Here is a 24,427-nt window from a genome sequence, read left to right as displayed (position 1 = left end):
TATTAGAAACTATTGAATTAATTAAAAATAATAAAGATGGTATTGAAAATCAAGCATTAGAATATAATATTGGTTGTCATGTTGAAGGTGATGTTTCACATTATATTAAGGCTGTTAAGGGGCGTGGTGCAAAAATATATTGTAAAGAAACATTTAATAATATGTTAATTGCTTCAATGTTAAGAATTAATAGCAGAATTAATGAAGTTAAAATTAATAAAAATAAAGAAAAAATTGAATCTAATATTTTTAAATTAAATCAATCTCAAAATCAATTTTTATCTTTATAAATAAAAAACTTTTTAAAATTAGTAATAACTTTAAAAAGTACTTTTTAGTGTGTCAAAATTCATAATTTTATAAAATTATTTATTCAATTAAAAATATAATTTTTAAAAAAGTTGAATTTTTTATAAATTTTGTTATCATTTATTCATAAGCGAAACTTAATTTGTTTCTAATTAATTAATTAATTTTATTAAAAAACTCAAAATAACATATACTACCATATTTATAATATTGTTGTTAGTCATGATGATAGAAAAAATAAAGCAAAATATCAAATAAAATATAAAATTTCTAATTTAGCACCAACTTTATTACCTAAATGATATGCGTGAGATCCAACTAAAAATCCTAATCAAAATGATTTAATTGTACCATCAATTGATGGTAAACCTAATCCAAAGTATGACCCCGAAGTTAATCCATAAACTGGTACAAAAACCCAAATATTATGAGTGTATTATGTAAATTCAAGCAGCAAAATCTGTCTCTTGTTAATTTGATGATAACATCATTTTTAACAAATGCAACTCTTTTTTTAAAAAAATAAAATATTTTATAAATATAACTTAATTTAACTATATTTAAACACACTAAAAAAGCATTTATTAAATTTTAATTAATAAATTTATTTAATATTTTGTAAAAACATTTCTTTTGCACTTATTCAATTTAAACACGGTCGGAGTTTTTCATTTATAACATTAACTACTCAATCAATTCTTTTCTGACTAACTTTATTAAAATCTGTGCCCTTAGGAAAGCGTTTTCTAAATTCACGGTTAATTCTTTCAATTAATGGTTTTTGTTTTGGTGAACCAGGGTCACAATAATAAACATTAGAACCAGTAATCTTTTCCATCTCTTCAAATTTACTAAATTCTTTTTTTATAATGTACGATAATGTACGATGAAAAAATATTATTTTTAGAAGATAAATTACATAAAGGAAAAATTAATTGCAATACTTTATCTAATTACGAAATAGCAAAAATCTTAAAATTAATGTGAAACCCGTATGAAAAACCATTAAATAAAACAGATTTTAATAAAAATAAAGACAATTTTTAATAAAAATAAAGAAAATTTAGCAAAATTATTGCAATTTAACTACCTAAATATTAAAAAAATTATTTTATAGCAAATGATTTATATTATTAAATTAATACTATTCATAACTACCCTTTATTTATTAATGATTTATGAGGGGCATGTTTATTTTCAAATGAGCAAACTATTATTTGAAATATAAATCCTTTAAATTATGATGAAACAAAAAAAGCAATCAACAGTGCTATTCAAACAACCCAAACAAGACAAGTAATGACAAAATCATATGTTAATACAAATGAAAATAACTATGAATTAGAAACATACTATCATTTAATTGATGAAGTTAACGGTGGTGGTGAATTATTAAAAAATGTTAATATTTTATTTTTAAATTATGGAACAAATAAAAAAACATTATCACAGGCACAAACACGATTAACAAAAACACTAAAAGAAATGGATATTAAACCTAATCCATTGTGATATCAACAATTTAATGGTTTAAAAGGTTTTATACCCTATAACAATAAGGTTATAATAAAAAAATATGGTCGAGAAATGCCAACAAGTACCTTAGCATCATCTTTTCCATTTATTGATAGTGGATTGTTTAAAATCCTTAATATTATTTCTTAATTTTAGCATACTAGTATTCAATTTATTTTTAACAGTTTTTTCGCTATAAATTCCTTTTTTAGAAAATATACCCTTACCATAATGGGAAACATCACCCTCCATATGACACCCAATATTATGATTATATAAATTAATTAAGGCTGTTCCAGTTAAATACTTTCAAATATTTCGCTTTAAATTTTCATCATACTTTATAATATAATAGGATAAGAATTATCATAAATCAAACCGATTGCTACTTGATTAGAATTTTTTTCACTGAAATAAATAAACTTATTACTCAATCAAAAACCAATATGACGATTATCATTAGGTAAATTAATAAAACTTGCTTTATCTTTTGCAAAAAGTATAAATTCCTTACTAATAAAATAATTTTCTATATTCTGATTTTTCTTAACAAAATTACTCAATCATCACCTAAAAAAACCATTATCTCAGGCAAAATATTTGTTATACCTTCTTTAACTTTTCATAATGCACTAGATAAACCAGTTCAAATACCAGTCATACCCTCAGTCATAGTTTTAGGTGTATGTGCTGTTAAAAAATTAACCGCCGTTGTTAAATACATACCTAACATTATTTTTTATTGTCCTTTCTTTCAATTTCTTTTTTTCTTTTTTCTTTCCTCGAATTTGTTTAATTTTTTGATAAATTGATAAACAAATTCAAGCAAAAATCCCTAATATAATAACAACACTAAATATTGTCGTTAATCAAAGTTGGCATATTACATCTCCTCTCTAAAAACTAAAAAATTGAAATTTGCAAACTCGCTCCGCTCATTGTCGCTTTGATCCTTTAAAAACACTATTGAATAAATTATCCGCTAATAAATTACGCGGAATAATTTATTCTTTTACTTTTTAATTTAAATATCTTTTGCAATCTTATTAACAGTATTAATAACATTATCTTTACCATACTTTTTCACTAGCGACCGCAAAATAATATATTGCTTTGTTTGCATAATTTCAATTCCTTAGTTAAAAATATTAAAAAAAATTTACTTTCCAAAACTGTAAAAACCAAAAATACAAAATGTGTGTGGTTTTTACAAGGAAAATAATCCACAAACATAGGATTATTTATTTTTAGGAAAAGAACGTCAATTTGCTTTGGAAAAATATAGTTATCGAAAAGAACTAATAGAAGGAGCAAAGTTTTTTGATCCAACTGAATTTTGATGAAAAAATATTAATAAATATTGATTTAGTTTTATAGCTGTTTGGTCTGATTATGCAGATACTATTCAAGGAAAAGACGATGCTGTACAAATTTTAGTTGGGGTAGAAATAAACAAAAATGATGTTCCAACTGAAATTTATATTTTAGAAGAACAATCAATTTCAACTACTGAATTTAAAGATATGACTAAAAAGGTTTCTAGTATGGCAAATAAAGTTAATGATTGATCTTTAAAATACCATAAATTAAAAGAAGATTTAAAATATAGAATTGGGCATGATGCACGAACAGTAGGCGATTTTGTTCGAGAAAAATTAATTATTAATAATAATTGAGATGAAAAAAGTCTTGAAAATAGTATTAGTCGGATTTTGGTTACGGGTGAAAAAGGATGAAAAATAGTTGATCGACATTTTACGATAAAACGCTTGTTATCTTCTGGAAGAATATATTTTTCAAAAAATTTAACTGTTACTAAAAATATTAATGGTGAATATATAGTTACAAAAAAATATGGTTACCTATATGATAAATTATATAAATGTCTTAATTACGAAAAAACGAATATTAGAGACGAACGTCGTGGCTGAAAAAAATTGGATGCTATTAATGCATTTGAATGTACTTTGTCATTTTTTATATTTAATTTAGTTGATTTAAAAATTAATAAAAAAGCGGTATACTTAATCTAACGATAGAACTGGTCTTAAATTTATATGGTTTCCACAAAAATTATATATTTTATACTTGAATTTATAATTTATTGTTTTATATAATATAATTAATTAATAAAAGAGGAGTTTTATAAAATGATTGAAGATACAATAATTGCTCCAGCAACTGCAATGGTAAAGCAAGCAATTGCAATTATTCGCATGTCTGGAGTGGATAGTTATAAAATTATTAATAAAGTTTTTTCAAAAAAAATTATTCCACACGGAAATCAAATTTACTATGGTTATTTAAGAGATGGCAAAGAGATTATTGACCAAGTTATTTTGGTTTGTTTTCAAAAACCTAATTCTTTTACTGGAGAAGATATTATTGAAATTAATTGCCATGGTGGCGTATTAGTTGCAAATAATATTATTAAGTTATTACTAAAAAATGGAGCGCGTTTAGCAAATAAAGGTGAATTTTCACAACGAGCGTTTTTAAATAGAAAACTTAATTTAATTCAGACAGATGCTATTAATAACTTAGTTAATGCGACAAATGATACTAGTGCAAAAATAGCTTTGAATAATTTGCAAAATAAAAATACTTATTTAATTAGTACATATCGTGATGAATTATTAGATATCATTGCAAATATTGAAGTAAATATTGATTATCCTGAATATGATGGTGTTGGTGATTTAACTACACAAGAATTAAACCAGCGGCTACTAATTTTAGAACAAAAAATTAATGATTTAGTTAAAATTAGTAAAGTTGGAAAAATGATTGATGATGGTATTCATGTCTTAATTTTAGGAAAGCCAAATGTTGGAAAATCATCATTATTAAATGCATTAATGAACGAAGATAAAGCTATTGTTTCTGATTTACCAGGAACAACAAGAGATATTGTTGAAGGAAAGATTAATTTAGGACCATTAACATTAAATATTATTGATACAGCTGGCTTACGTGAGACAGTTGATAAAATTGAGCAAATTGGAATTGATAAAGCACGTCAACAAGTTATTAATGCTGATTTAATTTTAATTGTTGCTGATAATTATTCTGATTTAATGAATTTAAGTCCCGAACTTAAAAAACTAATTAAAAATAAAGAATATTTGTTAGTTTTAAATAAAAGCGATTTACTTAATATGCAAGTACAAAATGAAAATTTGCAACAAAATATTCTTTTAATTTCAGCATTAAACCGAGATATAAAGCCTCTTATTGATAAAATTTTAAATTTATATAAAACAGCCCAGATTACAAAAGATGATCAACTAGTTTTGTCAAATATAAAACAAATTTCTTTATTAGAGAAGGTAGCAAATTCAATAAAAAATGCATATAATAATAGTATGAGTGGATTTCCGGTTGATATTATTAATGTTGACTTACATGAGGCTTGAGAAATATTGGGTGATATTCTAGGTGAAAACTATGAAGAAGACTTATTAACAACAATTTTTAGTAAGTATTGCCTAGGAAAATAGGAGGAAAATATGCAAGGAATTTTTGACACACATTGTCATTTAATGTCACATGAATATGAGAACGAAGAAACATCAGCAATAATAGCTGATGCTAAAATTAGTGGCGTGTTTTGACTTAATAATGTTGGTTATGATTTAGATTCTAGCCAAGCAGCAGTTCGCCATGCAATGCAGTATGATAATGTTTTTGCAACAATTGGGTTTCATCCAACTGATGTTGCTAAATATGGGTTTTCAGATTTAGAGAAATTAGATCAATTATTAAATAGTGATAAAGTAATTGCTGTTGGCGAAATTGGTTTAGATTATTTTCATAAAACTGTTTCTCCAGATTTACAAAAGCATTGATTTATTAAACAAATTGAATTAGCAAAACAACATAATCTTCCACTTGCCATTCATTGCCGTGATGCTTATGAAGATTGTTATGAAATATTAAAAGAACAAAAAATAACACAAGGTTTGATGCATTGTTATAATGGAACAATTCAAATGGCTCAAAAATTTTTATATTTAGGATTTTATCTTTCGTTTGCTGGTAATATTACTTTTAAAAATGCTCAGGAATTAAGGGAAGTTGCTAAAATGGTACCATTAAATAAAATTTTAGTGGAAACTGATGCACCATATTTAACTCCTGATCCATATAGAGGGAAAAAGAATTATCCTAAATTTATTATGTATACAGTTAAAAAATTAGCAGAATTAAAGAATATGCCGGTTGAAGAAATGATTCGTATTACTAATAAGAATGCACGCAAGTTATTTAATCTTGATTAATTTTTAATTTCAAATTTAAAAATTACAATAAAAAAATATTAGGTTAACCTAATATTTTTTTGCTTCAATTTATTTTCTTTTTTTACCTAATGACGATAATAATCCTTTTTCTTGGAAATTATATAAACCATTTTCGATGTTTTTCTTAATTGTTTTTTCAAAGATTTTTGTTCCTTCGATAACACAATTTAATGGATCTGAAGCTATTTTGGTTGGTAATTGAAAAATATCAAAGAAATATTTATCAATATTTCTAATTAAAGCTCCTCCCCCACAAACTGTAATTCCATTTCTCATAATATCACCAGCTAATTCTGGTGGTGTATTTTCTAATAATTCAATTACTAAATCTGTAATTTTAGAAAATGCATTTAATAAAACATTTCTAATTTCTTCTGAAGAGATTTTTGCTTCTTTTGGTAATCCTGAAACAACATCACGTCCGTAGATTTGCATTGATCTTTCGTTATGATATTTAACTAATGAACCAATGAATTTTTTAACATCTTCAGCTGTTTTTTGCCCAATTGCAATGTTATATTCTGAACGAATGTATTTACGAATATCATCATCAAAATGATTTCCGGCAACTTTAATTGATCTTGAAACAACTATATCACCTGATGAAATAATAGCTAAATCAGCTGTTCCTCCACCAATATCAATGATTAAATGACCTTGAGGTAATTCAATATTAATTCCTGCTCCTAAAGCGGCCATTTTAGATTCTTCTTCAATGATAACTAATTCAGCGCCCATTTCTTTAGCAACATTTTTTAATGCTTCTCTTTCAAGTTCAGTAACTCCACTTGGACATGCTAATAATACAATAGCATTTTTTCAAATGTTCATCATTTTCATTCTTGAAAAGATATGTTTTAATAAATCTTGTGCAGCTTCCATGTCTGCGATAACTCCATCTACTAATGGTGTTACCATTCTAATATCTCCGTGTGTTTTTCCTACCATATCATAGGCAGCTTTCCCTAAAGCAATTAAACTATTAGTTTTATTGTTATAAGCCATTAATGATGGTTCATTGTAGACTACACCTTGTCCTGAAACATATGCTAAAACATTAGCAGTTCCTAAGTCAAGAGAAATAAATGGTCTAGTTTCTGGTCTCACGTTTTTGTCCTCCTTAACAATCTAATAACTATTATAATCAATTAATGATTATTCTAGTAATTTAATTCTTTTACATGCATTGATTCTAATCTTAAGATATCAAAGATGTCTGATTCGAATTTTTTAGTTCCATTAATAACAGCTAATAATGGTTGTTCTCCAATTTTTGATGGTAATTGTAATGTATCTGTAAAGTAACGATCAATCCCTTTGATTAAAGCTCCTCCACCACAGATTGTAATTCCATTTCTGAAGATATCACCAGCTAATTCTGGTGGTGTTTCTTCTAACACTTGAACTGTTAGGTCAATAATTCTTGACACTGGTACTTTTAATACTTCTCTGATTTCTTCAGGTGTTATTTCAATTTCTCTTGGTAATCCTGAAACAACATCACGTCCATAAACTTTCATTCTTCTTTCGTCAGGGTATTTTGATAATGACCCAATTTCGATTTTAATTTGTTCAGCAGTTTTTGATCCAATTTCTAGACCATATTGTGAACGAATGAATTTTTGTGCTTCATCATTTAAGTAATTTCCAGCAACTTTAACTGATTTTGATAATACGATATCTCCTGAGGCCATAACAGCAATATCTGTTGTTCCTCCTCCCATATCAATCACTAGGTTTCCAGCAGGTTTGTAAATATCAACCCCGCCACCTAATGCAGCCATTTTAACTTCTTCTTCTACAAAAACTTTTGATGCTCCTAAGTTCATAGCAATTTTTTTCAAAGCAGCTTTTTCTAATTCAGTAATTACTGATGGACAAGCCAATAACATAATTGAATGTTTTAATTGTTTTGTAATACGTAGTTTTGTAAATATATATCTTAATTGTGCTTCTGTTGCACGAATATCTGTAATAACTCCGTCAACCATTGGTCTAACAATACGAATTGACTTATTTCCTTTTCCGATCATTTTGTAAGCTTCGGCTCCTACAGCAATAATTCTGTTTTCTTTAATTCTGTAAGCAACAATTGAAGGCTCATTGTAAACGATTCCTGAACCCGAAACATATACTAATGTATTAGCAGTTCCTAAATCCATAGAAACGAAAGCCGGTTTTTTTGCACTATTAAATAAAGCCATGTAATTTTGTCCTCCTGTTTCTTGTTAAATTAATTAGTTAGATTAATATATTTGTGATTAATGAATAAAATGAATTGCAAGTCTCTATATTTATTTTCATATAGAGAATACAATACAAAAACATTATAACATAAATCCTAATCTTTCCTAAAAATTATTCCATAATTAAGTTTAGTATCGGTTTGTATTAATGCTTAAAGGAATTACAAAAGTGGGTGACATAATTGTTAAAATTCTAATTAAACTATTAACTAAATTTTCAATTCATTGCTTTGCTTCATCAATTGTTAAAAAGTATTTAGTTAATTTTAAATATTTAACTTCAACTGTTTCTTTTAAAAAAGTTAAATATTTTTTAACTAATGTTGTAATATAAGTATTAATATCAGTTGGTGTTTTATATCGATATTCAATTTCAATTGCTGATTGCTCACGCTTATATTTATATTCAAAAATTTGTGTATCAGATAAAATTATAATTGGATTATAAATCGTCATATAAATAAAGAAAGTTTTTAAATCATAAATATTAATTTTGCCTTCTTCAATGCTGGTAATAGTTGAATTAAATCAATCACTATAGATTTCTTCAATATTTGTTGAACTAGGATAAGGCCAGGCAATACCGCTATTATTATTTAGTAATTGATTTCAAGGTTTATCAATATTAATGTAACCAGACGAAGTCAAAATTTGTTGAATAAATCAATATGAGAAATATGGTTCATTAATTGTTTTGTCAGAATTAAAAACTGCTCCAAAAATTGGTTGATCAGTTTTTGACGTATAAGTTCAATTTGCCAAAGCTTGGCGAATTCGTACATCAATTGTTGAACAACTTACAACTGAATTAATTGCTGGAGTTATAAAAGTTAGTACTGTTAAAAATGATAATACTTTTTTCATTATTGCCTCACCTTATTATTATAATTTTATCATTTTTCTAAAAATTATAATAAAAAAATAGATAAGTAGTTTTAAACTTATCTATTTTTTTTGTTTTCTTCAATTAAGTCGGTTCTAATTTTTTTCTCATAAGCAATACATCCATCAATAACAGATGTTTCGGCGTTTTTAGCTACACGAACAGGAATTTGGAAATAATCTGATAGAAATTCTTTAATTCCGGCAATTTGACCACATCCTCCAGTAACTAAAATTCCATTAGTAACAGCATCACCAGCTAACTCAGCTGGAGTTTTTTCTAAAACTTCGGTTATTAATTGTGTAATTGATGAAAAAATACTTATTAATAATTTCCTAATTTCTGAATCTAAAATTTCTGCTTCTTTTGGCATTCCTGTTACAACATCACGACCGAAAATAATCATTTTTTTATTTTCTTTTGTTTTGTATAATGAACCAATTTGTTTTTTAATTTGTTCAGCAGTAACAACACCAATTGAAATAGTATGCTTCGCACGAATATATTTTAAGATTTCTTCATTAATATAATTCCCAGCAGTTTTAATTGATTTACTTTCAACAATTCCACCAGCTGAGATAATAGCACAACTTGATTTTCCACCACCAATGTCTAAAATAAAAGTTCCTTTTGGTGCAAAAATATTTTCACCAGCTCCTAAGGCAGCCATTAATGAATCTTCCTCAATTTTTACAAAGTCAGCACCAATATTTTTACACATCTTGATTATTGCTTGTTTTTCTAAGTCTGTAACATTTTTGGGACATGCAATTAAAACAATAGCATTTTTTCATAAATCAGTTACTTTTGCTTTTTTCCCTATTTGTTGAATAAATTCTTTTGCAATAGTTAAATCCGTAACTGCTCCATTACGTAATGGTGAGTAAATTTCAATTTTATCGTGTGTTTTGCCAATTAACTTTTTAGCATCATCACCTAATGCTATTAGTTTCTTAGTTCCGATTTCATATGCCATTACTGATGCTTCATTAAAAATAATGCCTCTCCCAGCAACATAAGCAATCGAATTAGTAGTTCCTAAATCGATAGCAATGAATTTCCGGGGTGCTTTTGGCGAAATGTTAAATGTATTTTTCAATACGTCTGATATTGCCATCTTTAAAATGTCTCCTTCCGTTTATTGCTTCGTTAAAAAACATAGCAATAACAATAACATAATAATTTTCTTAAATATTAAACCCTTTATTTGTTATAAAACATTCAATATCAAATAACTTTATTATATAAAATCTGGTATAATTTTCAATTAAAAATGATAATTTCAAGTTTCTTTTTCTTTTTTAAAAATTTTAGTTATTTTATTATTATTATTATTATGTTATTAGTTCTTTGGAAAATAAAAAAAGTATATTTTAAAAATATACTTTTTATGAAATTTTGTATTCATTTGCATCAAGTAATTGAATTCTTTCAATTACAGCACCTAAATTTTTTTCATAAGTTTTAGCACCATCAATTACACACATTAATGGATCATTTGCAGCTTTTACTTTTAATTGGAAAATTGATTCAAAATATTTTACAATTCCACGAATTAAAGCTCCTCCTCCACAGATGGTAATACCATTTCTAATAACATCACCAGCTAATTCTGGTGGTGTTTGTTCTAATACTTCTACTAATAAGTCTGTAATTCTTGAAAAAGGGGCTAATAAAACGTTTTTAATTTCTTCAGGTTTAATTAATACTTCTCGTGGTAATCCCGTAATAATATCACGACCAAAGGCACGAACTGGTTTTTCATTAATTATTTTAACTAATGCACCAATTTCTTTTTTAATTTGTTCAGCCGTTCTAATTCCGACTAGCACATTGTATTCAGCACGAATATATTTTTGAATTTCTTGATCTAAGTGTTTTCCTGCAACTTTAACTGATTTTGAAATTACAATATCACCAGCTGAAATAATTGCAATATCTGTTGTTCCCCCACCAATATCAATTACTAAATTTCCTTGTGCTAGACCAATATTAATGCCAGCTCCTAATGCTGCTAGTTTAACTTCTTCTTCTACTAAAACGTGACTTGCTCCCATATCTTTTGCAATAGTTTTTAAAGCACCACGCTCTAATTCGGTAACTCCACTTGGGCACGCCAATATTACTAGTGAATTTTTTCAAATTCCTGATAATTTTAATCTACTAAAAATGTGTTTTAACAAATCTTGAGCCGCTTCCATATCGGAGATAACTCCGTCTACTAATGGTGTTACCATTCTAATATGATCATGCGTTTTTCCAACCATTTTGTATGCTTCATTTCCTAAGGCAATTAATGAGTTACTTAAAGTGTCATATGCCATCATCGAAGGTTCGTTATAAACAATTCCCTGACCTGATACATAGGCTACTGTGTTAGCTGTCCCTAAGTCTAATGCTAAAAACGAGTAGTCTTTTCCAAATTTATAATTAGCCATATTTCTTTTTGCCTCCTACTCCTATATTTAAAATTTATGATTATTTTAATATAACATTCTAGTATAATTATACTATAAAATCAGGATAAGTAAATGAAAAAGGTGTTTATCGGGGAGTGAAGGCTAAAATGGGAGTATTTGTGATTGTTGAAGGTAAGACAGATTCAACAAAGTTAAAAAGTATTTTTCCTAATATTAAAACAATTGAAACTAGTGGTAGTGGGATTACAAAAGAAAAATTAGCATTGATCAAAAAAATTAGTTTAAATAATAAAGTAATTATTTTTACTGATCCTGATTATCCTGGACAAAAATTACGTCAAATTATTAGTGATTATTTAAAAAACAAATGCCTGCATGCTTTTATAAGTAAGAATGATGCAACCAAGGGTAAAAAAGTTGGAATTGCTGAGGCATCTGAAGATGCAATTAAAAATAGTATTAATAATTTAATTAGTTTTTCAAACCAGCCAGTTGATAATTTACAATGAAGTGATTATATTAATTTAGTTGATTCAAAAGTAAAACGCGAAAAAATTATTAAGTACTATAACTTAATGCCAACTAATAATAAAACAACATTTAAATGACTAAATTATATGAATGTTAAAAAACAAGATTTAATTGATATTTTAAAGGAGAAATAATGAAGAAACAAAACCAAGAAATGCGTGCCGAAGGAATAATAGCTAAAAAGAGTAAGGGACAAAACTTTTTAACAAATCCTTATTTTATTAATTTAATTGTTGATAGTGCATTTGATTTACCAAACACAAATATTTTAGAAATTGGTCCAGGAATGGGTGCTTTGACGAGTTCTATTTTATTAAAAGCAAACAAACTTGTTTGTGTTGAAATTGATTCAACTTTAGTAGAATATTTAACATTAAAATTTAAAGATCAGGGTTTAACTGTTATCCAGGCAGATATTTTAACCATTGATTTAGAAAAGTTATTTTTAACAGAATTTTTAGATAATAATCCAATTAGTATTATTTCCAATATTCCTTATTATATTACTTCACCAATTATTTTTAAATTATTAAAAATAAATAATCCAAAAGTAAAAGAAATTATTTTAATGATGCAAAAAGAGGTGGGTGAACGAATTATGGCTCAACCAAATTCAAAAAAATATAGTAGTCTTTCTGTTGTTTGTCAATTTTATAGTGACATTGAAAAAGTTTCCTTAGTTGGTCATAATAATTTTGTTCCAGTACCAAAAGTTGATAGTATTGTTTTAAAATTTAAATTGAATAAAAAATATCCTTTATTAATAAATGATGAAGAATTTATTAGATTTATTCGAATGATGTTTGCAACAAAGCGAAAAACAATTTTAAATAACTTAGCAATTATTATTAACAATAAAATTTTAGCCGAAGATATTTTGGTAAGATTAAACTATGCATTAAATTTACGTTCAGAAAATTTAAGTTTAAATGATTTTTATCTTTTATATAATAAAATTAAACAAATTAAGGGAGAACTATAAAAATGAAAATTAGATCATATGGTAAGTTTAATTTAACTTTAGAGGTTTTTCACAAACATAAATTTAAAAAAATGCACCATATTAAAAGTATTATTTTTCCTTATAATGAAGAATATGATTTTGTTGAGTTATTGCCTTATCAAGGTAAACAAACAATTTTTACTTGTAATAAAAAAGAACTAGATTCAAATAATAATACTATTTTGGAAGCATATCATAAATTTGTTGTTATGTTCCCTAAGTTTAAATCAACCCCAGTTCATATTAATTTAATTAAAAATACAACTATTGGTTCTGGTCTTGGTTATTCTGCTAGTAATGCTGTTGCAATGATTAAACTTATTTGTCATTTTTTTAATATTAATTATTATTCTTGGAAAATTAAAAAGTTAACTCAAAGTCTTAGTTCCGATGCTTTATTTTTTTATTTAGAAAAACCAGCAATAATCTCTGGTTATGGTCATAAAATTAAGTATTTAACAATGCATCAAATTAATAAGTATAAAATCCCAAATCTTAAAATTATTGATTCAAAAATATCATCAATCACAAAAGAGGTTTATCAAGAATTTGACCATAATTATCAATACTATAAAACAAAAAAAATAATTAATAATCTTTATTTTAATATGTTACAACAGCCCGCTTTTAAAATTAATCCAGAGTTAAAAAAATTTTATCTTACACTAAAGCAAGAATATTCAAATGTAATGCTTTCTGGTAGTGGCGGTGCTTTTTTGGCTTGATAATTAAGTTTTAAAGTATATTTTAAAATTAAATTAGGATATAATTGAACATAAATGAGGAGATTGTAAAATGAAAAAAGTATTGTTAATTGATGGAAATTCTTTGCTTTTTAGAGCATTTTATGCCACAGTGTATAATGGCGAGATGTTAAAAAGTTTCGATGGAACACCAACAAATGCTGTTTATGCATTTGCGAATATGTTGAATAAAATATTAAAAACAAATAACTACTATAGTGTTGTTGTTGCTTTTGATAAAGGAAAAAAGAATTTTCGTCATGATTTATTAGTTGACTACAAAGATGGTCGGAGTAAAACGCCAAATGAATTAATTTTACAATTTCCAATTGTAAAAGAATTTTTAGATAGTTATCAAATTCCATTTTTAGAGCAAGAAGGATATGAAGCTGATGATTTATTAGGATGTTTAGCAGTGATGGCTGAAAAAGAAGATTTTTATGTTGATATTTTTTCAAGTGATAAAGATTTATATCAATTAATTACTAATAAAACAAATATTTTAGTGCCACGTCAAGGCGACAGTGCTGATGTTATTGATGAAACAGTTTTAAGAGCAAAATGGGGAATTACACCATTACAAGTTCCTGATTTAAAAGGGCTAATGGGTGATCCTTCCGATAATTTAAAGGGTGTTCCAAAGGTTGGTGAAAAAACAGCAATAAAATTAATTAAGGAATATCATTCAATTGAAAATTTATATGATAATATTGAGCAGATTAAGGGTGCATTACAACAAAATTTATTAAATCATAAGGAAAGTGCATTATTATGCAAAAAGATAGCTACTATTTTTTGTGATATTAATTTAGAACATTTTACTTTTACTCAGTTTTCACCAAATCAAGAAAAATTAATGCAATTTTATTTAAAATATAATATGAATTCATTTGTAACAAAGTTGTTTAATAATCAAGATAATAGTACCGAAAACTCAAATATAAAAGTAAAAATTATTGAAGAATGATGTTCCGAATTTAATGAAAATAACACTACTGTTTATTTAGAATTATTAGATGAAAATTATCATACTGCAGAAATTATTGGGTTTGGAATTGTTAATTCGAAAGGTGTTTTTTATTTTGATTATATTCATGCAAAGCATGATAAACTATGACATCAATTTTTAAATGATACTAAATATCAAAAGTTAACTTATCATGCAAAGAGTTTAATTGTTGCTTTAGCTCGTGATAATATTTTTGTTCAAAATATTGAGTATGATATGATGCTAGCTGGTTATGTTTATAATTCAAATGCAAAAAATAGTTTAGATACTTATATTAATTTATTTGAAAAAAAACAAATTTTAACTGATGAATTATTTTATGGCAAAGGGGTTAAAAAACAAATTCCTGCTGATGTAATTAAATTAAGTCATTTTATTGGTGAAAAAGCAGCGTACATTAATAAATTAAGACCAAAAATTATTGAGTTATTAAAAGCTAATCAGCAATATGATTTATATTATAAGATTGAGTTACCAACAGCTTTTGCATTAGCACGAATGGAAATTAATGGTGTTAAAGTTAACCAACATGAATTAACAACACAAACCTTACGAATTGAAAAAATTGTGCAAGAATTAAATAATGAAATTAATGATATTGCACAAAAAGAAATTAATCCTAATTCACCAAAACAAATTTCAGAATTATTATTTCAAGATCTTTCATTACCTGATCGGAAAAAAGGGTCAACATCACAAGAAACATTAGAAGAAATAAAAAATAACCATGTTATTATTCCAAATATATTAGATTATCGAAAGTATCAAAAATTATATTCAACTTATTTAAAAGGGATGGAAAAATATATTTTTGCTGATGGGAAAGTTCATACAATTTATAAACAAACCTTAACAAATACTGGTCGGCTTTCATCTGTGGAACCTAATATGCAAAATATTAGTATTCGTGATGATGTTCAAAAAGAGGTACGAAAAATTTTTGTTGTTTCATCGCCAAATAATGTTTTATTATCTTGTGATTATTCACAAATTGAATTACGAATTTTAGCACATATGTCAAAAGACCAAGATTTAATTGCTGCTTTTAATAAGAATGAAGATATTCATACTAATACTGCAATGAAAATTTTTAATTTATCAAAAAATGAAATTACACCAAATATTCGTCGTAGTGCGAAAGCTGTTAATTTTGGGATTATTTATGGAATTAGTGATTTTGGTTTAGCAACTGATTTAAATATTTCTGTTGCAAAAGCAAAAGCAATAATTAATAATTATTATCAACAATTTCCAACAATTAAGGCTTTTATTGATCAACAAGTTGAGTTTTGTAAACAAAATGGTTATGTTACAACAATTTTTAATCGGAAACGTTATGTTCCAGAAATTAATGACCGTAATTATATGCAACGTGAATTTGGAAAGCGGATTGCAATGAATATGCCAATTCAAGGTAGTGCAGCGGATATTATTAAAATTGCTTTAAAAAATATTGACCAAGAATTTTTAAAATTAAATTTAAAAGCAAAAATTATTGCACAAATTCATGATGAATTAATTTTTGAAATTCCGCAAGTTGAATTAATTCAAGTGCAAAAAATTGTTAAAACATTTATGGAAGATTCTATTAAATTAGATGTAAAGTTAATAGTTGATATGAAAACTGGTTTAAGTTGATATGATTTAAAATAAGATTAAATCATATCACTTTTTATAATTTTAATTACTTATTAGCATCTTGATTTTTATTAGATATAAAAATAAAATTAAATTATTAATTAAGAAAGAAGGAACAATATGCCAGAATTACCAGAAGTTGAAACGGTCCGTCGTATTTTAACAAAACATGTTGTTGGAAAAACAATTACTGATTGTCAAATTTTTTGAAATAAAATAATAAAATATCCTCTTGATTCAAAGGAATTTATAAAAAAAATTGTTAAACAAAAAATTAATCGAATTGATCGAATGGGGAAACATTTACTATTTATATTGGATGATTATGTTTTAATTAGTCATTTACGTATGGAAGGCAAATATTATTTTACACTAAAAGATGAACCTGGTGAATGACAGCATATTATGGTTTTATTTGAACTTGATCATCAATTTCAATTACGTTATCATGATACAAGAAAATTTGGGACAATGCATTTATATAATAAAAATGATTATTTACAACAAGCACCATTGAATAAGTTAGGATATGAACCATTTGATGAAAAAATTACATTTTCATATTTAAAAAATGCTTGGCAAAATAAATCACAGCGGATTAAAACAACATTATTGGAACAAAATGTTATTGTTGGAATTGGGAATATTTATGCCAATGAAATTTTATTTGCTTCTAAAATTCATCCTGGTGAAAGAACAAAAAATTTAGTTGATCAAGATTATCAAAATATTATTGACAATACAAAATTAGTTTTACAAAAAGCCATTGATGAAGGAGGAACAACCATTGCAACTTATCATCCTGAACCAGGAATGGATGGTAAATTTTTACAACAATTAAAAGTACATGGGCGTAATAAAATGGAATGTGTTAATTGCCATAAATTAATTGATAAAATTTTTGTCAATGGACGAGGAACTTATTTTTGTAATTATTGTCAAAAATTAAAATAAAAAGGCATTCCTTGTTTAGAAATGCCCTTTAGAAAAAACTATGAAAAAACTATTTACTAACAAATACCTATCTTTGGGTATTACCTTTTAGGAGGCCCATCCATCAGGTAATTATAAGCTCTGTTTGTTTACTATATGTTGCCATATAGTACTTTATTTATAACACGGTATTTTTAAAAAAGAGGATAAGAATTCTAAAAATTATATTTTTTTTCTTTTTTTTGGTAAATTTTAGTAAATTAGGTAAATATTAATAAATTCCTTTGTTTTATATTATTTTTTAAAATAAAAAGTTTATAATATTATCGTAATATTTTATATTAGAAGGGAAAAGAATTATGGGACAAAAATATCATGCTAGATTAGTTAATGCTAGTGAAATAATTAAAAAAGCACATCAAAATAAATATGCTGTTGGTCATTTTAATATTAATAACCTAGAGTGAACAAAAGCTTTATTAGAAGCTGCGCAAGCAACAAAAACACCAATTATTTTAGGAGCTTCAGAGGGAGCGATTAAATATATGGGAGGTTATAATTTAGTTGTTGTGATGGTTAATGCGTTATTAGACTCATTAGAGATTACTTTTACAGTAGCATTACATTTAGATCATGGACAATCAGTAGAAAGTTGTAAAATGGCAATTGATGCTGGTTTTTCCTCAGTGATGTATGATGGTAGCCACCACCCATTTGCTGAAAATCTAAAAAATACAAAAGAAGTAGTAGCATATGCAAAAACAAATGGTGTATCAGTTGAAGCTGAAATTGGTACAATTGGTGGAGAAGAAGATGGTGTAGTTGGTGCTGGTGAAATTGGTGATCCAAAAGAAGCTGCGGAAATGGTAGCAACAGGAATTGATTTTCTTGCTGCAGGAATTGGAAATATTCATGGTCCTTATCCAACTGGATGACCAGGTTTAAATTTTCAAGCTTTAGAAGATATTCAAGCTGCTGCAAAAATTGGAATGGTTTTACATGGTGGTAGTGGAATTCCGCAAGAACAAGTTAAAAAAGCAATTTCATTAGGAATTAGTAAAATAAATGTTAATACTGAATTACAAATTGCATTTGCTGCTGCAACAAGAAAATATATTGAAGAGGGAAAAGACAAACCAGAAAATGGGAAAGGGTTTGACCCACGAAAATTATTAAAACCTGGATATGAAGCAATTAAAGCAACATTTGATGAATTAACATCATGGTTTGGATGCAAAGGTAAAACATAAAAAACATTTCAAGAATGAAATGTTTTTTTCTTTAACTTTATGTTTAAATAATGTTAATAAACAATTTCAACAAAAAGTTTATTAGAAAAAGGAGTTTTATTAGTTATAATTCAAAAATTTAGTAATGTTTATCAATTTTCAACAATAACAAGTTTATCTGCTGGTAATTTTGACGGTATGATTAAGCTTGGGACGTTATTAAAGCAGGGTAATTTTTGGATTAGGAACTTTTGACCATTTAGATGGTGAATTAATTGTGCTAGATGGTGTGGGGTATCAATTAAAATCAGATGGAACAGTTAATTAAGTTACTGCAAGTATGACAAGTCCATTTGCTGTTATGGCATTTTTGAAGAACATCAAAAAATTAATATTTCACAACTAACTAGTTATGAAGAAATTCAACAAAGGCATCGTGTAATCGGAGTGTAACAAATCAACTTTGAAAGGAGTTGATTTTTTAATGGAAAGAAAACATTATTTTATTTTGTGGTCCTTAGTAATTAAGTATGAAAAAGATATTGTTATTAATACTGTAAATAAAATAGTAATTAATAATGTAAAAGAAAATGAATAAATTATCCGCGTAATTTAATTGCAAAATTAGCCAAAAAGAAAAAGATTGGGATTAAAAAGATAAAAACAAACGCCTTACTACCATTTTGTAAAGCAACAATAAATTTTGTTTTTGTTTCGGTGGCATCTTGAAACAAAATTTTAATTATTGTAATTGTAAATATTAAAGAAAATAAACACAAAGCCGTAATGACAAAATATCAGAATGCCATTGGGATGTTTTGAAAACTAAATTCTTGTTTTGATCCAAACATTAAATCACCAACCACTCCTCCTGTTAAATAATTTAAAACGGTGTTAAATGATGCGATTAATTGCAATGGCCCTTGTACAAAAATTGATCATATTAGTTTATACAGTGCATTAACTATCATAATTTTTCACTTCCTTTCATTTTTTATTAACTATGTTCCAATACTAGGGTTATATGTTTTGATAACTTGTAAAATAACATTCATAACAGCAATCACAACTAAAATTATAATAATTGCTATAATCGGCCATTTTAAAGCACTTAAATCATTTCCTCTTGCTTCAGGATTATCAGCATTTCGCATTATTGAAATTAAAATAATAATTAATTTTCAAATTGCAAAAACAACCGCTAAACCCATAAATACCCCCAAAACAACATTACTTCATAATATAACAACATCCATTATTCCACTAAAATCTGCTGTGTTGTTTGATTTCATATTTTCGTCCTCCTTTTTTATTTTAAAAATTTGCTTTTACTGAATTTGTTTCTTTTTTGATAATAAATATTTTTCTTTTTTCGATAATATTGCTGTTGATTATTAAAGTAATTTTTAATATTGTTTTTCTTAGTCATTTTTTCTTTCCTTTCGAAAGGTAAACAAAATAAATGCAATAATAAATCACCAAGCATAAAATCACAATCAATTCCAAGGGCAATTAAAAACAAAATAGGGGAAATTACTAGCAACAAAATTCCAATAATAATTGTTAAAGGATATAAAAGTCATTTTCACTAAACTTTTCTCTTATTTTGCATCTTTAATTTTTCCTTTCTATTTGAAACATTGCTGTAAATATTTTTTCTAACAAATCAACAACAATGCTATTACCAGCTTGTTTATAAAGTTGGGTTTCTGAAACAACTTTGTTTGCTTTATCAAAATCTTTATTACTAAATCCCATTAATAATCAACATTCTCGTGGAGTTAATACTCGTAAAAAGTATTCTTTTTCATCAATTAAAAAAGATAGTATTTTACTACTATCTTGTTGTTGTTTTTTATTATCAATCATAATTTTATTGACATTACTTGCTGCGATTGTTCCCATATAATTATTTTCTGTTTTTCAAAACCGATTATATGATCCATTAACTAGTAAACCATATTTTGCTCGTGGTAAAACAATAAAATTACCATAATCCTTAATTGGCAATGCAATTTGTGGTGGTCTTCCGTGTGCTGTTGTAATGGTTGGAATAAGATTATTTTTTGTTATATCATTAAAAATATTAACTTGATTATAATTTCTCAGATTAATCATTAATTTTCAATCATTAAGTTTTTTTATATCATTTGGAATTGCAATAATTCCTGCGTTTCCTCATCGCATTTGTTTTGTTGTAATTGTATAAGCGCATTGTTGAATGATTTTAAGTTTATTGTTTTCAATTGCTTTTTTCATTGATTCTTGTTTAATAAAATATTTTTCATTTACATTGTTTTCTAAAATATCTTTTACTAAAAATTTTAAATTACAAGGTTGGGGATATTGAAATTTAAAGTCTTGCTTTAATGTTGAAATCATAAATAATCGTTTTCTATTTTGGGGAATTCCATAATCTTTGGCATTCATTGTAAAATATTGGTTATGATATCCTAATTTATTAATTTGATTTTATAGATTTTCAAATCCAACAAAAAACTTTTTACTTAATAAATTTGGTACATTTTCCATTAAAAGATATTGCGGTTTTATTGCCATTGTGCTTATTAAATCAACAACTTTGTAAGCCAAACCACTTCGCTTGCCATTTAATCCTTGGCCATTATTATTGGCAGTTGATATATATTGGCATGGAAATGATCAAGTTATTAAATCAGCATACGGTAAAGTTTCTAATTTAGTAATATCACCTAAATTAGGGGTTTCATAATCATTAAAAATTGCTCGATATGATTTTTATGCGTATTTATCGTTATCACAAAAAGCAATTACTTTGTGGTTAATACCAATCTTTTCTAATGCTTTTCTTTGACTTCCAATTCCAGCAAATAATTCAATTACTTTAAGCATAATAAACCATCATTCTTCTAATTTTTCTTTTATCTAAAATAATTCATGGATTGGGATACCTATAAGAACAAAAAAATAATATCTTGATATTGTTTTCATTATAAATATTATGAATATATTTACAAAATGGGCAATTAATCATTGTTGCACCTCTTTCTAAAAACAAGATATTAATTATCTTGTTCTGTGTTATTTTTATTATTATTTACATTATTTTTGTTTTTTTTATTTTCAATTAATTGTAAAATTTCAAAACAAATACACAATATAAGTCCGCCACCAATGACAATGTTAAAAATACAAATCACAACATAAACATAAACACCTGCACTATCATTTATTCTTCCTCTACATAAAATTAAAAATGTAGTCATTAAAACACACATTATAATTGATAGAAAACTAATAAATAATTTTAATAAATTAATTTCTTTAAAAAATATTTTTACATTAAACCATTCCTTTCTTAATTGTTTTTAATTTCATCTAAAATAATTTTTGTATTTTTATTTTTTTTATTTATTGTTTCTAAATCTTTCTGATTAAAATCACTATTTTTAATTTCACTTAGTAAATTTAAAGCACTATTTAAGTTATTTATTTGTTTTTCTAACAACTTAATTGTTTGTTGTTTTTGTTCGTCTGTAAATTCATTTTCTTTTTGACATAGTAAAATTTGATATTCACAATTATTTATTTTAGATATTTTAATAAATTGTTCTGCTTTTGTTTGCTTTAATTCTATTTGATAATCTGTTTCATTTTCATAATCATTTTTACTATTTTCAATTTCTTTAATTACTTCATCATATTCTTTAATTTTTGCTGTAATTTCTTGTTTTAATTTTTCATAGTAAAAAATGTCTTTGATTATTGGTTCTTTTGGTTTTGCTGGTGGTAAATGTGGTTTGTTATTTGCAATATTACCACAACTAATCAATGTCATTATGTTTATACACGATAACGAAAATATTGATAACAAACTAAGTAATTTTTTCATATTTGTTGTATCCTAAATAAAAACCATTATCTCAATAATTGGGATTATCAATATTTTCTAAATCTTCTAGTAATTGTTTTAATTGTTCTGATGTTAATTTTTGTTGTGTTGTTTTGTTATCATAATGATTATTATATTTATTTAATAAATCATTGTTAGCATCATTTTTGTTTTGCAAATTAAACTGTTTTTTGTTTTCTTGTTTTAATTTTTCAAAAGATAAAATTAAATTTTTTCCCACAATACTACCATTTTTATTATTAACGCTACTATGGACTACATATTTTTTATTTTCATCAATTTCTAAACAAAAATAATTTTGATAACTTGATAAACCTAAACCATTTTTATCTCAAACAACGCAATCTTTTTGTTTGTTTATTAAAATATGTGTTTTATTATTTATTTCTTGCGAAATTAAATTTTGATTTAGATAAATTCTTTTTATCATATTTAATTACCTCACTTTATTTTTTTTACATTTTTGGCATTTATAAAATTTATTAAGTGTCAATCATTCTAAATTTGAAATGGTGAACTCTTGTTCACATCTAATACAATCAATAATTATATTTCCATTTAATCTCGCTTTAGGTTTTGAATAATCTTTTTTTATGATAATCACCTCACTTTTTTTGCTTTTAATTTTATTTTTCCTAAAATTACTATCTAATAGCAGGTTAAAAATAAATAATTAATTAAACCAAAAAACCAATTCTTAACGAACCGGTTCTATATTTTTGTCTGACTCTTTTTGTCAATTAATATCAAATAAATTATTTATCACTGTATAACCAAATTTATCTTCAACATAATTTTCTATAATTTCATTTCATGGTTTTTCTTGTAATTCTTTAAACTTTTTGGCTAAATATTCATCAATATCTTTTATATTATCTATTGTTCCACTTGAACAACAATATTCTGTTCAATATTGTTCTAAACCAAATTTATATCAAAAGTTTTCTTTTTCTTCATGATCAGTATTTTTTGAAATTAAATCCGTTATTTTATAATGATCTTTTATATTATCTGAATCTTTTATAACTAAATACATGTTTTATCCTCCTTACTAGGTAATTTGTCATATTTTAAATTGTCTTTTAAAGTTCAAAATAATTTACATTTATTTTTACAGCTGTAAGTTAAATTACACTCTTCACATCCAAAACTATAAATTACAAAGTCTTCTTTATATAATTGTACTTGTTTTAGTTTTTCAATTTCCTTATCTTTTTCAGCAATTTGGTTTTTAAGTACTTGATTTTCTTTTTCTAACTTTTCATATTTAATTCATTCTGTTATTGTCATTATTTAAAATCTCTCTTTCATATTCTTCAATATCCTTAATTGGTAAATTGTTTAAATAATTATTAAGTTTTTGATTTAATTGTTCTTCATTTTTATAATCATAAACTCTTTTAAAATATCTAAATATTTCATATCAACTTAAATATTTTGATAATATGTTTCATTCTTTATATTGCTTTTTATCAAACATATTAAATTTTCTCCAAATTTTCTAATATTTCACAACATTTTAAATAACTAAGCGATCATCTAAAAACTTAAATAAAAAACAAAATAAAATAAGAGTCACAAACAAACATATTTATCTATTTTTTCTTTTTAAAAATATATGGGTTTTTTGCAAAAATACAATAAACATTTGTGCATCATAAATGTTTATTATCACCATCTATTCTTGATCTACATTTAGGACAACTTTTCCTCATTATTTTTATCTCCTTTCTTTTTTATTTATCAAAAATAAAAAACCAACTAATTTTAATAAA

29 protein-coding genes and 4 pseudogenes are annotated in these 24,427 nt (G+C 25.5%); 13 read left to right on the top strand and 20 right to left on the bottom strand.

Annotation, left to right across the window (positions count from 1 at the left end; translation table 4 throughout):
- Positions 1 to 512 precede the first annotated feature (512 nt).
- Positions 513 to 710, top strand: a pseudogene (locus SDAV_RS14695) (hypothetical protein); the annotation flags it as partial.
- A 203-nt stretch (positions 711 to 913) separates the two neighbouring features.
- On the opposite strand, the pseudogene SDAV_RS10770 reads toward SDAV_RS14695, so the two are convergent.
- Positions 914 to 1,174 (bottom strand): annotated as a pseudogene (locus SDAV_RS10770) (transposase); the annotation flags it as partial.
- 14 nt (positions 1,175 to 1,188) lie between these two features.
- Here SDAV_RS10770 and SDAV_RS12415 point away from each other — a divergent pair.
- Together SDAV_RS12415 and SDAV_RS10765 are read left to right on the top strand one after the other, a co-directional pair.
- Positions 1,189 to 1,356, top strand: coding sequence for a hypothetical protein (locus SDAV_RS12415; protein WP_186823399.1), 168 nt, complete (start codon positions 1,189 to 1,191; stop codon positions 1,354 to 1,356).
- A 252-nt stretch (positions 1,357 to 1,608) separates the two neighbouring features.
- A complete protein-coding gene (locus SDAV_RS10765; protein WP_114565553.1) occupies positions 1,609 to 1,974 on the top strand; it encodes a hypothetical protein in 366 nt (121 codons plus the stop codon).
- Here the strand turns inward: SDAV_RS10765 and SDAV_RS10760 are convergent.
- The 3 genes and pseudogenes from SDAV_RS10760 to SDAV_RS13745 all read right to left on the bottom strand — a co-directional run bounded on the left by SDAV_RS10760 (position 1,912) and on the right by SDAV_RS13745 (position 2,639).
- Positions 1,912 to 2,387, bottom strand: a pseudogene (locus SDAV_RS10760) (DUF3627 domain-containing protein). The gene SDAV_RS10765 and the pseudogene SDAV_RS10760 overlap by 63 nt on opposite strands.
- Entirely contained in the window at positions 2,354 to 2,557 is a 204-nt protein-coding gene (locus SDAV_RS10755) for a hypothetical protein (RefSeq protein ID WP_114565552.1), read from the bottom strand. The pseudogene SDAV_RS10760 and the gene SDAV_RS10755 overlap by 34 nt, the downstream one beginning before the upstream one ends.
- Complete coding sequence (locus SDAV_RS13745) at positions 2,526 to 2,639, bottom strand: hypothetical protein (RefSeq protein ID WP_245938599.1); 114 nt, start codon at positions 2,637 to 2,639, stop codon at positions 2,526 to 2,528. Before SDAV_RS13745 ends, SDAV_RS10755 begins: the two co-directional genes overlap by 32 nt.
- Before the next feature lie 456 nt (positions 2,640 to 3,095).
- On the opposite strand from SDAV_RS13745, the gene SDAV_RS10745 reads away from it, so the two are divergent.
- The 3 genes from SDAV_RS10745 (at position 3,096) to SDAV_RS10735 (ending at position 6,104) form a co-directional block, all read left to right on the top strand.
- On the top strand, positions 3,096 to 3,857 hold the full coding sequence (locus SDAV_RS10745) for a hypothetical protein (RefSeq protein WP_114565551.1): 762 nt from the start codon (positions 3,096 to 3,098) through the stop codon (positions 3,855 to 3,857).
- A 117-nt stretch (positions 3,858 to 3,974) separates the two neighbouring features.
- Positions 3,975 to 5,324: a tRNA uridine-5-carboxymethylaminomethyl(34) synthesis GTPase MnmE gene (mnmE, locus tag SDAV_RS10740; RefSeq protein ID WP_114565550.1), complete on the top strand. Its 1,350-nt coding sequence runs from the start codon at positions 3,975 to 3,977 to the stop codon at positions 5,322 to 5,324.
- 9 nt (positions 5,325 to 5,333) lie between these two features.
- The gene (locus SDAV_RS10735; RefSeq protein WP_114565549.1) at positions 5,334 to 6,104 is read left to right on the top strand and encodes a TatD family hydrolase; all 771 of its coding nucleotides are present in this window, start codon (positions 5,334 to 5,336) and stop codon (positions 6,102 to 6,104) included.
- A gap of 69 nt (positions 6,105 to 6,173) precedes the next feature.
- Here SDAV_RS10735 and mreB (SDAV_RS10730) read toward each other — a convergent pair whose 3' ends face one another.
- The 5 genes from mreB (SDAV_RS10730) to mreB (SDAV_RS10710) form a co-directional block, all read right to left on the bottom strand.
- Positions 6,174 to 7,232, bottom strand: a complete 1,059-nt coding sequence (gene mreB / locus SDAV_RS10730; RefSeq protein WP_114565548.1) for a rod shape-determining protein — start codon at positions 7,230 to 7,232, stop codon at positions 6,174 to 6,176.
- 53 nt (positions 7,233 to 7,285) lie between these two features.
- Entirely contained in the window at positions 7,286 to 8,329 is a 1,044-nt protein-coding gene (gene mreB / locus SDAV_RS10725) for a rod shape-determining protein (protein WP_114565547.1), read from the bottom strand.
- 171 nt (positions 8,330 to 8,500) lie between these two features.
- Positions 8,501 to 9,235, bottom strand: a complete 735-nt coding sequence (locus SDAV_RS10720) for a hypothetical protein (RefSeq protein ID WP_114565546.1) — start codon at positions 9,233 to 9,235, stop codon at positions 8,501 to 8,503.
- A gap of 77 nt (positions 9,236 to 9,312) precedes the next feature.
- Positions 9,313 to 10,371, bottom strand: a complete 1,059-nt coding sequence (locus SDAV_RS10715; protein ID WP_114565545.1) for a rod shape-determining protein — start codon at positions 10,369 to 10,371, stop codon at positions 9,313 to 9,315.
- Between the two features lie 271 nt (positions 10,372 to 10,642).
- The gene (gene mreB, locus SDAV_RS10710) at positions 10,643 to 11,692 is read right to left on the bottom strand and encodes a rod shape-determining protein (protein ID WP_114565544.1); all 1,050 of its coding nucleotides are present in this window, start codon (positions 11,690 to 11,692) and stop codon (positions 10,643 to 10,645) included.
- 128 nt (positions 11,693 to 11,820) lie between these two features.
- Between mreB (SDAV_RS10710) and rnmV the strand changes: the two genes are divergently transcribed.
- From rnmV to SDAV_RS14690, 7 genes are all read left to right on the top strand, one after another.
- Positions 11,821 to 12,339, top strand: coding sequence for a ribonuclease M5 (gene rnmV, locus SDAV_RS10705; RefSeq protein WP_114565603.1), 519 nt, complete (start codon positions 11,821 to 11,823; stop codon positions 12,337 to 12,339).
- Positions 12,339 to 13,187: a 16S rRNA (adenine(1518)-N(6)/adenine(1519)-N(6))-dimethyltransferase RsmA gene (gene rsmA, locus SDAV_RS10700; protein ID WP_114565543.1), complete on the top strand. Its 849-nt coding sequence runs from the start codon at positions 12,339 to 12,341 to the stop codon at positions 13,185 to 13,187. Before rnmV ends, rsmA begins: the two co-directional genes overlap by 1 nt.
- A gap of 2 nt (positions 13,188 to 13,189) precedes the next feature.
- Positions 13,190 to 13,936 carry a GHMP family kinase ATP-binding protein gene (locus SDAV_RS10695; protein ID WP_114565542.1) on the top strand — a complete coding sequence of 249 codons (747 nt, stop codon included), beginning with the start codon at positions 13,190 to 13,192 and terminating at the stop codon, positions 13,934 to 13,936.
- Positions 13,937 to 14,003: 67 nt separating this feature from the next.
- On the top strand, positions 14,004 to 16,613 hold the full coding sequence (gene polA / locus SDAV_RS10690) for a DNA polymerase I (protein ID WP_114565541.1): 2,610 nt from the start codon (positions 14,004 to 14,006) through the stop codon (positions 16,611 to 16,613).
- Between the two features lie 105 nt (positions 16,614 to 16,718).
- On the top strand, positions 16,719 to 17,552 hold the full coding sequence (mutM, locus tag SDAV_RS10685; protein ID WP_114565540.1) for a DNA-formamidopyrimidine glycosylase: 834 nt from the start codon (positions 16,719 to 16,721) through the stop codon (positions 17,550 to 17,552).
- Positions 17,553 to 17,890: 338 nt separating this feature from the next.
- Complete coding sequence (gene fba / locus SDAV_RS10680) at positions 17,891 to 18,781, top strand: class II fructose-1,6-bisphosphate aldolase (protein ID WP_114565539.1); 891 nt, start codon at positions 17,891 to 17,893, stop codon at positions 18,779 to 18,781.
- Positions 18,782 to 18,992: 211 nt separating this feature from the next.
- On the top strand, positions 18,993 to 19,088 hold the full coding sequence (locus SDAV_RS14690; protein WP_408641558.1) for an acetolactate decarboxylase: 96 nt from the start codon (positions 18,993 to 18,995) through the stop codon (positions 19,086 to 19,088).
- 271 nt (positions 19,089 to 19,359) lie between these two features.
- On the opposite strand, the gene SDAV_RS10670 is transcribed toward SDAV_RS14690, so the two are convergent.
- The 11 genes and pseudogenes from SDAV_RS10670 to SDAV_RS10620 all read right to left on the bottom strand — a co-directional run bounded on the left by SDAV_RS10670 (position 19,360) and on the right by SDAV_RS10620 (position 24,132).
- A complete protein-coding gene (locus SDAV_RS10670; protein WP_114565538.1) occupies positions 19,360 to 19,731 on the bottom strand; it encodes an Mbov_0396 family ICE element transmembrane protein in 372 nt (123 codons plus the stop codon).
- 30 nt (positions 19,732 to 19,761) lie between these two features.
- Positions 19,762 to 20,052 (bottom strand): Mbov_0395 family pilin-like conjugal transfer protein, encoded by a 291-nt coding sequence (locus SDAV_RS10665; RefSeq protein WP_114565537.1) that lies wholly within the window; start codon positions 20,050 to 20,052, stop codon positions 19,762 to 19,764.
- Positions 20,053 to 20,374: 322 nt separating this feature from the next.
- Positions 20,375 to 21,502 (bottom strand): annotated as a pseudogene (locus tag SDAV_RS10660) (DNA cytosine methyltransferase).
- Positions 21,503 to 21,517: 15 nt separating this feature from the next.
- Positions 21,518 to 21,631 (bottom strand): DNA cytosine methyltransferase, encoded by a 114-nt coding sequence (locus tag SDAV_RS10650; protein ID WP_114565534.1) that lies wholly within the window; start codon positions 21,629 to 21,631, stop codon positions 21,518 to 21,520.
- Positions 21,624 to 21,773 carry a hypothetical protein gene (locus SDAV_RS12410; protein ID WP_186823398.1) on the bottom strand — a complete coding sequence of 50 codons (150 nt, stop codon included), beginning with the start codon at positions 21,771 to 21,773 and terminating at the stop codon, positions 21,624 to 21,626. The genes SDAV_RS10650 and SDAV_RS12410 overlap by 8 nt, the downstream gene beginning before the upstream one ends.
- 28 nt (positions 21,774 to 21,801) lie before the next feature.
- Positions 21,802 to 22,005, bottom strand: a complete 204-nt coding sequence (locus SDAV_RS10645) for a hypothetical protein (protein WP_114565533.1) — start codon at positions 22,003 to 22,005, stop codon at positions 21,802 to 21,804.
- Positions 22,006 to 22,097: 92 nt separating this feature from the next.
- Positions 22,098 to 22,631, bottom strand: coding sequence for a hypothetical protein (locus SDAV_RS10640; protein WP_114565532.1), 534 nt, complete (start codon positions 22,629 to 22,631; stop codon positions 22,098 to 22,100).
- Entirely contained in the window at positions 22,615 to 23,082 is a 468-nt protein-coding gene (locus SDAV_RS10635) for a hypothetical protein (protein WP_114565531.1), read from the bottom strand. Before SDAV_RS10635 ends, SDAV_RS10640 begins: the two co-directional genes overlap by 17 nt.
- A gap of 267 nt (positions 23,083 to 23,349) precedes the next feature.
- Positions 23,350 to 23,688 carry a hypothetical protein gene (locus tag SDAV_RS10630; protein ID WP_114565530.1) on the bottom strand — a complete coding sequence of 113 codons (339 nt, stop codon included), beginning with the start codon at positions 23,686 to 23,688 and terminating at the stop codon, positions 23,350 to 23,352.
- The gene (locus SDAV_RS10625) at positions 23,679 to 23,942 is read right to left on the bottom strand and encodes a hypothetical protein (RefSeq protein ID WP_114565529.1); all 264 of its coding nucleotides are present in this window, start codon (positions 23,940 to 23,942) and stop codon (positions 23,679 to 23,681) included. Before SDAV_RS10625 ends, SDAV_RS10630 begins: the two co-directional genes overlap by 10 nt.
- Entirely contained in the window at positions 23,920 to 24,132 is a 213-nt protein-coding gene (locus SDAV_RS10620; RefSeq protein WP_114565528.1) for a hypothetical protein, read from the bottom strand. The genes SDAV_RS10625 and SDAV_RS10620 overlap by 23 nt, the downstream gene beginning before the upstream one ends.
- Positions 24,133 to 24,427: the final 295 nt, after the last annotated feature.

This window comes from Spiroplasma phoeniceum P40 (assembly GCF_003339775.1).
Lineage (GTDB): Bacteria > Bacillota_I > Bacilli_A > Mycoplasmatales > Mycoplasmataceae > Spiroplasma > Spiroplasma phoeniceum.
The sequence above is the reverse complement of the archived record's forward strand: the minus strand, read 5'-3'. Positions and strand labels throughout refer to the sequence as shown.